We start from the raw sequence: 12,199 nt of genomic DNA, 5'->3' as shown, positions 1-12,199 counted from the left end.
GTATGATGAGACCCTGAGACAAGCTCAGGGTGCCGAAACTATTCTTCAATCAATTTCTTGGTCAAGAAGTTAAATCGAAGATACAACATTACGGCCGATGCGGTTAGCCCCGACAACAATCCAATCCAAATGCCCGTACTTTCAAAACGGGTATGCAAGCCCAAATAGTAACTGATAGGGAAACCAATCAACCAGTAGGCCACAAAGGTGATGAAAGTAGGTATCTTCACATCTTGCAAACCCCGTAATGCACCCAAAACCACGACCTGTAGGCCATCGGAAATCTGAAAAAAGGCCGCTACCAAAAGTAGCTCGGCTGCGACAATGATCACTTCTGCGTTATCGGCTTGGTTGACAATATCGTCCACGTCCAAATAAATGGTAGGGAACCAATGCCTTCCCAACAAGAAAATAGCCGCAAAGGCCACTTCCAAAATCAGGGTCAGGAAAAAAATGGATTCCGCAATACGCTTTAATTCCTTGTGGTTACGCAGTCCTTTTTGATTGCCCACACGAACCATGGCCGCCACGCTGAGGCCCATGCCCACCATAAAGGTCATACTGCTCAGGTTCAAGGCAATTTGGTTGGCCGCTTGGGCATTTTTACCCAACACCCCACTCAACCAGATGGCCGCAGTAAAGATGGCCACCTCAAAAAACATTTGCAGGGCCGAGGGAAAACCAAGACTTATGATTTTTTTCATCACCCGATTCTCAATTTCCTTAAAATTGAAATGGGTCACATAGGATTCAAATTTCTTCTTTCGCTTCAACAGATACCAAATAAAGGCCACCATAATCACACGCGAAGCCAAGGTGCCTATCGCAGCACCCACAATACCTAGTTTGGGGAATCCGAAGGAACCAAAAATAAACAAATAATTTAAGGTGATGTTCACCACATTGGCCAATATGGTCGCATACATGGGGTATTTGGTCTGGGAAAGTCCCTCCGAAAACTGCTTAAATGCTTGAAAAATAATCAGGGGCACCAGCGAAAAAGCGACCAAATCCAAATAGGGCAAGGCCAATTCCACCACTTCTGGAGGTTGCTTCATGTGATGCATCAACGGTTTGGCCAGCAAAATGAGCCCAAAAAGGGACAATCCCAATAAGGTACAGAGCACCAAACCATGTTTTAGGGCACTTTTCCCGGCAGCTTGGTCCTTGGCGCCATCCGCTTCGGCCACCAAAGGGGTGATGGCTGTGGAAAAACCGATTCCGAGTGACATCGCAATAAAAACAAAACTGTTTCCCAAAGAAACGGCAGCCAGTTCGGCCGTTCCCAATTGCCCTACCATGATATTGTCTGCAAAGGCCACAAAAGTGTGCCCCAACATTCCCAAAATCACGGGATACGACAGTTTTAGATTATAGGCAAATTCCTTGGTGTAGTTTTGAAACACGGCGATTACTTAAAAAGGATGGCAAATATAGCTAGATTGACGGCAATTTGGGTGACTTCTTACATGGGAGGCACCACAAATTAAAGTTTCTTCGCTTCTTCCCAGTACACATCCATTTCTGCCAAGGTCATATCCTTCATGGATTTTCCATTTTCCTTGGCTTTCTGTTCCAGATATTGAAAGCGCTTGATGAACTTTTTATTGGTCCGTTCCAAAGCATTTTCCGGGTTGATTTTTAAAAAACGGGCATAATTCACCATGGAAAAAAGCACATCGCCAAATTCGGATTCCATTTTGTCGGCATCTTGTGTCCGCACCTCTTCCTGAAGCTCGGCCAATTCCTCTTGCAGTTTTTCAAAGACCTGTTCTGGTTTTTCCCAATCAAATCCCACTCCTGCCACCTTGTCTTGGATTCGGTTGGCCTTGACCAAGGATGGCAACCCATTGGGAACACCTTCCAACACACTTTTCTTCCCCTCTTTTAGCTTGATGTTCTCCCAGTTTTGCTTGACCTCCTCTTCATTTTCTACTTTAACATCACCATAAATATGCGGATGGCGGTTGATGAGTTTCTCACAGATGCCATTGGCTACGTCGGCAATATCAAAATCCTGCGTTTCCGAACCGATTTTTGCATAAAAAACGATGTGCAGTAAAATATCGCCCAGTTCCTTCTTTACCTCTTCCAAATCATTATCGAGAATGGCATCGCCCAATTCGTAGGTCTCCTCAATGGTCAGGTGACGCAGGCTTTGCATGGTCTGTTTCCTGTCCCAAGGGCACTGCTCCCGCAACTCGTCCATAATGGTCAAAAGACGGTCAAAAGCGGCCAACTGTTCCGATCTCGTGTTCATGGCTTTGAATTTTGTTCAAAAGTACGAAGTCTCAAGGGTTGAGATTCCTTTCAAAAGACTTACTTATGAAAAGAGCCCTACCAACTTTTCAACAAACCAGAGTTACCAAAAAATATCATTATCTTCAACGTCGTTTTAAGGCAAACCCCGGTAACATGAAACATCTTTTTATTGCGTTGCTCTTGGCCCCCTTTTTGGTTTTTGGGCAAACCGATAATCCGTTCAAGGACGAGGTAAAATCCATACAGCAAAAAAATGATTCCCTTTGGGATGCCTCTCGCCCAACCATTGTTTTTACCGGTAGTTCCAGTATCCGTTTTTGGAACGATGTCCAACAACGGTTTCCCCAGCACCAAGTGCTCAATACAGGCTTTGGAGGTTCCCAATTCTCGGATTTGGAGCTTTATTTGGATGAACTGATATTGAATTACAAACCTGTAAAGGTCTTTATTTATGAAGGGGACAATGATATTTTCGCCAAAAAAAGACCTCGAAAAATCCTGAAAAAGGCCGAAGCCATCCTAAATACCTTACAAGAAAGGAACCCAAACATGGAAATTGTGCTGATTTCCGCCAAACCCAGCATTTCCCGCTGGAAATACCGTGGCAGGTATCGAAGATTGAACAGAAAACTGGACCGATTGGCATCCAAAACTGAAGGAATCGTTTTTGTGGATGTTTGGTACCCTATGTTGGACAACAGAAAGGTAAAGCAAGACATTTTTGTGGAGGATGGCCTGCACATGAACGAAAAAGGATATGACATCTGGTACGATGTCATCAAAAATTACATGGACTAAAACTAAACAAACGTGATTTACAGATCTATTTTGCTGTTCGTTGCAGTACTCTGCATAGCAGCTTGCCAAACCGAAAAAAAGGAAATCAACTTTCCTAAAACAGACCTAGCCAGTGCTCCGCTGATTCCAAAGCCCATTAAAACCATTTCCACGGGAAGTGCGTTTGGCTTGGATGCAGGTACTGCGATTTACACGACCACCACGGACCCCGAATTTGAAAAAGTAGGCCAGTTTTTATCCGATCAAATCAAGTCTAAAACAGGACTTGCCCTTGGGGTAAACACGCCATCCGAAGCCACCTTGGAACGTTTGATCTACATTAACCAATCGGATAGTGTGGAATTGGACAATCCAGAGGCTTATCAACTTTACATTAAAAAGGATTCCATTCTATTGAATGCCAAGACCGCTGCGGGTGCTTTTAGAGGGGTACAAACACTTCGACAGCTCATTCCCGAAAAAAGCAACGATACCCTTACGGACGGTCCGATGTGGGTAATTCCCTCAGGAAAAATCATGGATGCCCCAAAATTTGTGTATCGCGGTTCCATGCTGGACGTAGCGCGACACTTTTTCACCGTGGAAGAGGTCAAAAAATATATTGATGCCCTCGCTTACTACAAGATTAATACGCTACACCTGCACCTATCAGATGATCAAGGCTGGCGTATTGAAATCAAATCATGGCCCAAACTCACTGAGGTAGGTGGTGCCAGCGAAGTAGGTGGAGGCGAAGGTGGCTTTTACACCCAAGAAGAATACAAGGACATTGTTGCCTATGCTGCGGATAGACATATGACCATCGTTCCCGAAATCGATATGCCCGGGCACACCAATGCTGCTTCCTTGAGCTATCCCTTTTTACACTATGCCGGTGCCGAGACTCCACGAGTACGAACCGACATGAAGGTGGGTTACAGTTCGTTTGATGCCCAAAAAGATACGGTGTACAGCTTCTTGGATGATGTAATCGGCGAAATAGCTGCCATGAGCCCTGGGCCCTACTTTCATATTGGAGGTGATGAAAGCCATGTGACCAAAAAAAGTGATTATATCCTTTTTGTGGAAAAAGTGGAAAAGATTGTTCAAAAACACAACAAAAGAATGATTGGATGGGATGAAATCGCCCAAGCCGATATTGACGCCAGTTCCATTGCCCAATTTTGGAACGAGCCTGAGAATGCACTTAAAGCTGCTGAAAACGGCTCCAAAATCATTATTTCGCCAGCTAAAAAGACCTATTTGGACATGAAATATGATTCCATTTCCGAATACGGTTTAAAATGGGCGGGCTACATCCCTGTTGATGTGGGTTACCAATGGGATCCAGAAAGCTATGTGGAAGGACTTCCCTTAGAGCGCATTTTGGGGATTGAAGCCCCGTTATGGTCCGAAACCATTAGCAACAGTGCCGAATTGGAGTATTTGGCCTTTCCCAGAGTGATCGGCTACGCCGAATTGGGATGGTCACCCAGCGAACATCTTAATTGGGAGAACTACAAAGAACGCCTTGCTGCACAGGTTCCCTATTTGGAAGCCATGGATATCAATTATTATCCAACAGAGTTGGTGGACTGGAACAAAGAATAGTGTTTATTCTTCCTCTTCGGAGGCAGACACAGTAGGTTCTTCAGCATCCTTTTCCGCTTCAACAAATTCAGTAATGTTGTTGTCGAGAAGGATGTTGTACCACTGTATGATTTTTTTGATGTCACTAGCATACACACGGTCCTCATCATAATTGGGAAGTACCTCGAAGAAATATTCCTCCAACTCGATTTTGTCCGCCTTGTGGCTGATGGAGGTCTTTTTCCCATCTTCTTTCTCCTTGATTTTTTGGAACACTTCCTTTAAGGGAATCTCTTCCTCCAAGGTATAAATGGCTATTTCGGACAGCACGCTCACATTGCTTCTTAAACCAACGGTCACACGCTTGCCATCCAATAGGGATTCGCCAACAAAGCCACCTCGGGTTTGGGTCAATAATTTGTAAAGTCCTGGTTTACCTCCAATAGATAAAATCTTGTCTAATGCCATTCAAATAGTAATTTATGGGCGCAAAAATATGTTTTTATCGCAAACCGCGATTTTTTTAACGTCCTTTTTTGATATTGGGAAACCGCATCCGGTAGTCCACGCTGATCTTTCCTTTGGAAATCTTTTCCAAACGGCTTTTCAACAATCGTTTTTTAAGGGAAGATAGCTTATCGGTGAACAAAATCCCCTCGATATGGTCGTATTCGTGCTGAATCACACGGGCCAATAGCCCATCAAAGGTTTCGGTGTGGGATTTAAAATCCTCATCCAAATAACTAATGGTGATTTCGGGCTTGCGCTTTACATCTTCCCGAATGTCGGGAATGCTCAAACAACCTTCGTTAAAGTCCCATTCCTTACCATTTTCGTCCTCAATCTTGGCATTGATGAACACTTTTTTGAATCCGTCCAACTGTTTTTGTTCAGCTTCGGTCAGGTCTTCATCATCTGCAAAAGGCGTGGTGTCCACCAGAAAAACCCGAATGGGGAGCCCTACTTGGGGAGCGGCCAATCCAACACCATGAGCGTTGTACATGGTCTCCCACATATTGGTGATCAATTCGTCAAGTTTGGGATAATCTTCCGCAATATCCTTTGCTTTTTTTCGCAAAACGGGGTCTCCGTAAGCTACTATTGGTAAAATCATAAATCAAAATCTGTTTAAGTAGGCCTGCAATATGAGCGTGGCACTAATTTCGTCCACAAGGGCCTTATCCTTTCGTTTCTTCTTTTTCATTCCGCTGTCCAACATGGATTGAAATGCCATTTTGGAGGTAAATCGCTCATCTTGGCGTTCCACGGGGATTGAAGGAAACTTGGCCGTCAGCTTCTTCAAAAAGTTTTGGATGAGCACTTCGGACTCCGAGGCCGTATTGTCCATTTGTTTGGGCAAACCCACCACAAATCGTTCAACGGATTCCTGTTGGGTGTATTCCTCCAAAAAGTCCAGCAGGTCTTTGGTCTCAACGGTCGTTAACCCAGAAGCGATCAACTGAAGTTCATCAGTAACCGCAATTCCTGTCCGTACCTTTCCAAAATCCAAAGCCAAAATTCTAGCCAAAACAATTTTTTGGCAAAAATAACCCTAAAAATGTTATGCACTTAAAAATGGGAACCATAATTCTGCCATGGGGCGTATCTTTGTCAAAACTTTAAGAAAAATGACAGAATTAAGAACGCTTATCGAGCAAGCGTGGGACAATAGGGCCTTATTGGAAGAGGAAAAGACGCAAGAGGCCATACGAGAAGTCATCAACCTGATCGACCTTGGCGAGCTTCGCTGTGCCGAGCCAACCACTGATGGATGGCAGATCAACGAATGGGTGAAAAAGGCGGTGGTGCTGTACTTCCCCATCCAAAAAATGGAAGTTTTGGAGGCTGGCATCTTTGAATATCATGATAAAATACCTTTGAAAAAGGGTTACAAGGAAAAAGGGGTCCGTGTGGTTCCCCATGCAGTGGCCAGGCACGGAGCCTATATTTCCAAAGGCACTATTTTGATGCCGAGTTACGTAAATATTGGTGCCTATGTAGATGAAGGAACCATGGTGGATACTTGGGCCACGGTGGGAAGTTGTGCACAAATTGGCAAAAACGTTCACTTGAGTGGTGGTGTTGGCATTGGTGGGGTTTTGGAACCTTTGCAAGCCGCCCCAGTGATCATTGAGGATAATGCCTTTATCGGTTCCCGCTGTATTGTGGTAGAAGGTGTTCGCGTAGAGAAAGAGGCTGTTTTGGGAGCCAATGTGGTACTAACGGCATCTACCAAGATTATCGATGTTACTGGAGATGAACCCGTTGAACTTAAAGGTCGGGTTCCTGCAAGATCAGTTGTGATTCCTGGAAGCTATACCAAAAAATTTCCTGCAGGAGAATATCAAGTGCCCTGTGCCCTGATCATAGGCAAGCGCAAGGAAAGCACCGATAAGAAGACCTCCTTGAACAATGCCCTGCGCGAGCACGATGTAGCGGTATAGAATTCAAAGCTTTATAGTTTATTGGGACAGTCAATGTTGAACAATTTTGTTTACCTTGTCTGTCCTTTTCTATTTTATACATTTGGAAAAGCATGAAGTCAACCTCCCTTAAAAGAAAGCTATTTGCAAAACACAGCTCAAATGCGGTTTTTGATTATTCAGCAAAAAATGGTCGGGGATGTGCTGGCGAGCACAATTCTGTGTGAACACCTAAAAATCCATTTCCCGGATTGCGAAGTCCACTACGTCATCAACGAATCTACTTTGGCGGTGGTGGAGGAGAATCCTTTTATTGATAAAATCATTTTCTTTAAAAACGAATATAGGGAAAGCAAGCTAGCATTCTTCAAATTTTTAAAATCGTTGAAAAGGGAAAAGTACAACGCCACCATAGATGTATACTGCAAACTGGAAAGCAATCTAATCAGTTATTATTCTAATGCCGATATTAAGATTTCCTATAAAAAATGGTACTCCAAGTTTATTTACACCCATTTGTTTTCCTACACCAACAACCCGAACACTACTTTGGGGCATGCGATTGAAAACAGGCTTATTTTGCTTGCTCCACTGATTCCAGAATTGAAACAGCCCAATCTGGCACCAAAAATATATCTGTCAGTAGCTGAAAAGGAGCAGGCCAAAGAACTACTGGCCAATCATCAAATTGACACTTCCAAACCCTTAATTATGGTAGGCTTGTTGGGCAGTCAACCCAGTAAAACCTATCCGCTAGCGTATTTGGCAAAGACTTTGGATTTTATTTCGGAGCGGTATCGGGTGACCTTTTTGCTCAACTATTTGCCGCACCAAAGTGCAAGTTTGGACGAATTTCTGGATCATTGTTCTCCCAAAACGCGAAATAACATCAAGGAAGAAGTATTTTGTCCTTCCTTGCGATCGTTTATCGCACTTTTGGACCAATGTGACGCATATATCGGAAATGAGGGTGGTAGCACCAACATGGCCAAAGCCATTGGTATTCCCAATTTTTCCATATTTTCCCCATGGATTTCCAAGACTGCTTGGCTTACTTTTAACCAAAATCAGAAAAACCAAGCGGTACACTTAGCGGATTTTGCCCCAGAGGTTTTGGAAATGCCCAAAAAGGAACGGAAAGCCAATGCCGAAGCATTGTATCAACAATTTAAACCTGAGTTGTTTTTGGAGCAATTAGACAGCTTTATCCAAAGCGAAGTTGTTTCGGACCAATAGCACTTGATAGGATTCCATGACAATTTTCCAGCCATGCTCCAACATGTAGGCTATCACTAATTTGCCCTTCCCTCCATTGGGCAAGTCACAATCATCGATCAAAACAATGGTGTTTTCGTGCAACTGATCTGCTATTCGTTTAAATTCCTCCAAATGGTGTTCTTGGCTTTTCCTCTGAATTTCAACGTCATGTGAACTATAATCGTAACTGTCCAAATAGAGCATATCGACTGGTTGAGCAAAATCCTTTAGAAAATCCAACGAATCGGAATGGTGAAGGGTCACCGTATCCTGCAGGCCCTGTCGCTCCACTTCTGCCCTAGAGTTGGCAATGGATTCCGAATTGATGTCCACCGAATGAAGCACTGCACCGTGCTCCTTTGCCCATTTTCCAAATACGATGGTGGCCGCACCATTGCTCTTGGCTCCTTTTAAACCCTCACGCGAGGTGCCGGTCTCAATAATCACTTTAGCGTTGATTTGCTCCATCAACTCCATGGTCTTCAGGAAAGTATTCCGCCTTTTTCGGAAATCGTATTTAAAGGGCATAAAGGGGTACAACGATTTATGCTTGATAAATTTACCCGTAAAAAAGGCAACAACACCCAAAGCAACTACGTAAAGAAGTATATCCATCTAAAAGAATTTCACAAATTTTAAAGCAACCCAAGATACATTTTCTCGTCTTCATAGTAAACCTAGAATATCAAAAAGAGGATTTTAACATAAAACGGGTAGGGAAATTGTCCAGTTGATTGTTTGTAAGAAAAAGTCACGCATAAACAATTTTTAACCTGTTTTTTTGTTATAGCTTTGTAAAATACCAAAACACTACACCAATAAATATGGCTGGATTGTGCACCCCAAAGCAAAAATTATCAGCACTGATCATAACCTACAACGAAATGGGTTACATTGAAAAGTGTATCGACTCCGTTTCCTTTGCTGATGAAATCATCGTAGTAGATTCTTATAGCACCGATGGTACCTACGAGTACCTTTTGGACCACCCAAAAGTGACCGTAATCCAAAATCCTTTTGATAATTTCACCGCGCAAAAATCATTCACCTTAAAACAGGCCTCAAATGATTGGGTTTTGTTTTTGGATGCAGACGAAGTAGTTACCGAAAGTCTTGAAAAAGAAATTTTGCATACCATCAACCAGCCCGACGCCAAAGAAGCCTATTGGTTTTACCGAAAGTTTATGTTCCAGGATGAACCCCTTAACTTTAGCGGCTGGCAAACCGATAAAAACTATAGGCTCTTTCGCAAGAGCAAAGCCCATTTCACGGACCGAAAGATTGTACACGAAACATTGGTAGTGGATGGCGAATCCGGTATCCTACAGGAAAAGTTGATTCACTTTTGCTACAAAAACTACGAGGATTACAAGGGCAAAATGCTCAAATATGGTCGTTTAAAGGCCAAAGAGGATTTTTATAAGGAACGGCACTTCAATTACATTTTGATGACGGTGAAACCCATCTGGAAATTCTTCAACCACTACATTCTCCGATTAGGAATCCTTGATGGCAAAAAAGGATGGACCATCTGTTACTTGAACGCCCTTGGTGTTCTGGAACGGTTCAGGGAGCTGAAACGCTTGGAAAAGAAGAATGAACTAGCCTACTACTTGGTGATGCCGTAGTGTGTCCACACCAATTTTTGAGACCTTGTCTCTTTTCGGATAGCCTGATTTTTAGCAATGGATTCCGGTGTTTTATAACCCCTTTTGTGGTCTAAGTGCACACAAACCGCGCTATAACGTAGCTGTTTGGATTTAATCCCAAAATTGAACAGACGCTCGCCCAATTCACGATCTTGCCCACCATACTGCATTCGCTCATCAAAACCGTTCACATTCAAAATATCCTTTTTCCAGCCCGATGAATTATGGCCGTTCCAACTGGCATTGGTCGGAGTAATCGTATTCAGCAGTTTGGAAATCATACCACTAGCGGTGAGCTTATTGTTTTTAAAGGTTTTGGGTATTCCTTTTGCCTTTAGCCAATTAATATCGAAGCAATTCTGTTCTTCAATATCTTCCAAAGTGATCATTTTGGAAATGTTCATGGGCAACATATAATACCCCCCAGAAATAAAGTAACCCGGTTCTTTATTGATGTAATGCACCTCGACAAAATCTTCACGGGGAATACAGTCACCATCTGTCATAATAATATAGTCCGCGCTGCAGGCTTCCACCGCCTTGTTCAGTATACGTGATTTTTGAAAACCATCGTCCTCCTGCCACACATGCACAATTTTGTAAAAGACCTTTTCGGACAGCTCCTCCAACAATTGTTTGGTCTTGGGACCTGAGCCATCATCGGCAACCACCACCTCAAAATCCTTAAAGATTTGGCAATTGAAGCCCCACAACACTTTCTTTAGCCACTCCTCGGCGTTATAAGTGCTGATAATGACCGATATTTTTGGTGATTCTGTTTCCTCTGGGCTCATCTGGACAAAAATAGAAATATTAAATGTTATCTCATATCCTTAATTTTGTGATTCTAAACTTCCAGAATGAAGGTCAAGGAAATTCCAGTTTCACTTTTTCATCAAGCCAAGTTATCCTGGCAATCGCAGCGAAAGCTCGTCGCGAACAAAAAGCAGGTCCCGGTCATCGTTTCCTTGGCTTCGATTCCTTCTAGGTTGAACATCGTACATCTTACCATCCGCAGCATACTCAATCAGGATGTGCTACCAGAGAAAATCGTCCTTTGGCTTCATGAAGATTTGAAGGACAGCATACCCAAATCACTTAACGTTTTGGTAGGCGACCTTTTTTCCATCAAATATGCAGACTATTTCAGCTCACACAGAAAATTGGTAGAACCCCTAAAACTGTATCCCAATAAAATAATCGTCACCTGTGATGACGATATGATGTACCGAAAAAACTGGTTGTCCAAACTCTATCAGGCCCACGAAAACCATCCCGATCATATTATAGCCAACCAAACGCGTTGCATTACTTACGGTAGCGATGGGGAACTCCTTTCTTACAAGGCATGGAAACCGAACGAATCGGGATGCCAAAACCCATTATTGACACTCCCCATTGGTGCCGGAGGCACCTTATACCCGCCCGATTCCATGCATAAAACAGTTTTTAACCAAGAATTGTTCCTACAACTCACCCCAAAAGCTGATGATCTTTGGTTTAAGGCGATGGGACTCTTAAAAGGCACCAAATCCATTCAGGCCCAGAACAGCGGAAAGGAACCTATCCCGATTTGGGGGTCGCAGAAAGTTTCACTGAAGAAAGGCAATATTGGTATGGACAAAAACAGAACACAATGGCAGGCATTGACCGACCATTTTCAACTAAAATTCGAAAACATTGATTGAAGAAATCAACAACTGTGTTAAGGTCCTGCAAGAGGGCGGACTCATTGTCTACCCCACCGATACCGTTTGGGGCATTGGCTGCGACGCTACCAACCCCGAAGCGGTGCAAAAAGTATATGCGCTCAAAAAACGGGAAAGCTCCAAACCATTAATTTGCTTAGTGGCCAACCAAGCGATGCTGGAGCGCCATGTAAAGGAAGTTCCCGATGTAGCTTATGATATTATGGACTTCGCCACCAAGCCCACCACCATTATTTTTGACCAACCTTTGGGCGTTGCGAAGAACCTGGTGGCCGAAGACAACACTTTGGGCATACGGGTCGCTTCCGATAAATTTTGCCAATACCTAATCAATAAATTCAGGAAACCCATCGTCTCCACTTCGGCCAATATTTCAGGCCAACCCCACCCAAAACAATTCAACGATATTCAAGCAGAAATTTTAAAAGGAGTGGACTATGTGGTAAATTTGCAAAATGAAAATTTCAACCCTTCCCCCTCCTCTATCATTAAGTTGAGCAACGACGGACAGGTGAAGGTGATACGGGAATAA

At 43.3% G+C, this 12,199-nt stretch carries 14 protein-coding genes; 7 read left to right on the top strand and 7 right to left on the bottom strand.

All coding sequences use genetic code 11. The features are described 5' to 3' along the window. Positions 1-38: 38 nt before the first annotated feature. Both RBB12_RS05035 and mazG read right to left on the bottom strand, forming a co-directional pair. Positions 39-1,406 (bottom strand): MATE family efflux transporter, encoded by a 1,368-nt coding sequence (locus RBB12_RS05035; RefSeq protein WP_179384203.1) that lies wholly within the window; start codon positions 1,404-1,406, stop codon positions 39-41. 80 nt (positions 1,407-1,486) lie between these two features. Continuing rightward, entirely contained in the window at positions 1,487-2,260 is a 774-nt protein-coding gene (gene mazG, locus RBB12_RS05030) for a nucleoside triphosphate pyrophosphohydrolase (RefSeq protein ID WP_306013353.1), read from the bottom strand. A 155-nt stretch (positions 2,261-2,415) separates the two neighbouring features. On the opposite strand from mazG, the gene RBB12_RS05025 reads away from it, so the two are divergent. Both RBB12_RS05025 and RBB12_RS05020 read left to right on the top strand, forming a co-directional pair. Next, positions 2,416-3,060, top strand: a complete 645-nt coding sequence (locus RBB12_RS05025; protein WP_306013354.1) for a GDSL-type esterase/lipase family protein — start codon at positions 2,416-2,418, stop codon at positions 3,058-3,060. 12 nt (positions 3,061-3,072) lie between these two features. Then, complete coding sequence (locus RBB12_RS05020; protein WP_306013355.1) at positions 3,073-4,650, top strand: beta-N-acetylhexosaminidase; 1,578 nt, start codon at positions 3,073-3,075, stop codon at positions 4,648-4,650. Between the two features lie 3 nt (positions 4,651-4,653). On the opposite strand, the gene RBB12_RS05015 is transcribed toward RBB12_RS05020, so the two are convergent. From RBB12_RS05015 to ruvX, 3 genes are read right to left on the bottom strand one after another with little or no spacing between them, the layout of a single operon-like run. Then, a complete protein-coding gene (locus tag RBB12_RS05015; RefSeq protein ID WP_179384207.1) occupies positions 4,654-5,097 on the bottom strand; it encodes a DUF5606 domain-containing protein in 444 nt (147 codons plus the stop codon). A 55-nt stretch (positions 5,098-5,152) separates the two neighbouring features. Continuing rightward, positions 5,153-5,743, bottom strand: a complete 591-nt coding sequence (def, locus tag RBB12_RS05010; RefSeq protein WP_293290667.1) for a peptide deformylase — start codon at positions 5,741-5,743, stop codon at positions 5,153-5,155. 3 nt (positions 5,744-5,746) lie between these two features. After that, entirely contained in the window at positions 5,747-6,157 is a 411-nt protein-coding gene (gene ruvX, locus RBB12_RS05005) for a Holliday junction resolvase RuvX (RefSeq protein ID WP_306013356.1), read from the bottom strand. A 100-nt stretch (positions 6,158-6,257) separates the two neighbouring features. Between ruvX and RBB12_RS05000 the strand changes: the two genes are divergently transcribed. Both RBB12_RS05000 and RBB12_RS04995 read left to right on the top strand, forming a co-directional pair. Then, positions 6,258-7,073 (top strand): 2,3,4,5-tetrahydropyridine-2,6-dicarboxylate N-succinyltransferase, encoded by an 816-nt coding sequence (locus RBB12_RS05000; protein ID WP_306013357.1) that lies wholly within the window; start codon positions 6,258-6,260, stop codon positions 7,071-7,073. Between the two features lie 141 nt (positions 7,074-7,214). Next, positions 7,215-8,288 (top strand): glycosyltransferase family 9 protein, encoded by a 1,074-nt coding sequence (locus RBB12_RS04995; RefSeq protein ID WP_306013358.1) that lies wholly within the window; start codon positions 7,215-7,217, stop codon positions 8,286-8,288. Here RBB12_RS04995 and RBB12_RS04990 read toward each other — a convergent pair. Continuing rightward, positions 8,247-8,924: a class I SAM-dependent methyltransferase gene (locus RBB12_RS04990; RefSeq protein ID WP_306013359.1), complete on the bottom strand. Its 678-nt coding sequence runs from the start codon at positions 8,922-8,924 to the stop codon at positions 8,247-8,249. The genes RBB12_RS04995 and RBB12_RS04990 overlap by 42 nt on opposite strands. A 209-nt stretch (positions 8,925-9,133) precedes the next feature. Between RBB12_RS04990 and RBB12_RS04985 the strand changes: the two genes are divergently transcribed. Continuing rightward, positions 9,134-9,937 carry a glycosyltransferase family 2 protein gene (locus RBB12_RS04985; protein ID WP_306013360.1) on the top strand — a complete coding sequence of 268 codons (804 nt, stop codon included), beginning with the start codon at positions 9,134-9,136 and terminating at the stop codon, positions 9,935-9,937. Here the strand turns inward: RBB12_RS04985 and RBB12_RS04980 are convergent. Beyond that, a complete protein-coding gene (locus RBB12_RS04980; RefSeq protein ID WP_293284510.1) occupies positions 9,919-10,752 on the bottom strand; it encodes a glycosyltransferase family 2 protein in 834 nt (277 codons plus the stop codon). The two genes, RBB12_RS04985 and RBB12_RS04980, sit on opposite strands and share 19 nt — an antisense overlap. A 66-nt stretch (positions 10,753-10,818) precedes the next feature. Between RBB12_RS04980 and RBB12_RS04975 the strand changes: the two genes are divergently transcribed. Both RBB12_RS04975 and RBB12_RS04970 read left to right on the top strand, forming a co-directional pair. Further along, complete coding sequence (locus tag RBB12_RS04975; RefSeq protein WP_306013361.1) at positions 10,819-11,646, top strand: zinc-binding alcohol dehydrogenase; 828 nt, start codon at positions 10,819-10,821, stop codon at positions 11,644-11,646. After that, a complete protein-coding gene (locus RBB12_RS04970; RefSeq protein ID WP_306013362.1) occupies positions 11,639-12,199 on the top strand; it encodes an L-threonylcarbamoyladenylate synthase in 561 nt (186 codons plus the stop codon). The genes RBB12_RS04975 and RBB12_RS04970 overlap by 8 nt, the downstream gene beginning before the upstream one ends.

Source organism: Allomuricauda sp. MMSF_3307, assembly GCF_030733585.1.
In the GTDB taxonomy this organism is placed as follows: domain Bacteria; phylum Bacteroidota; class Bacteroidia; order Flavobacteriales; family Flavobacteriaceae; genus Flagellimonas.
This window is presented reverse-complemented; position numbering and strand designations above follow the sequence as displayed.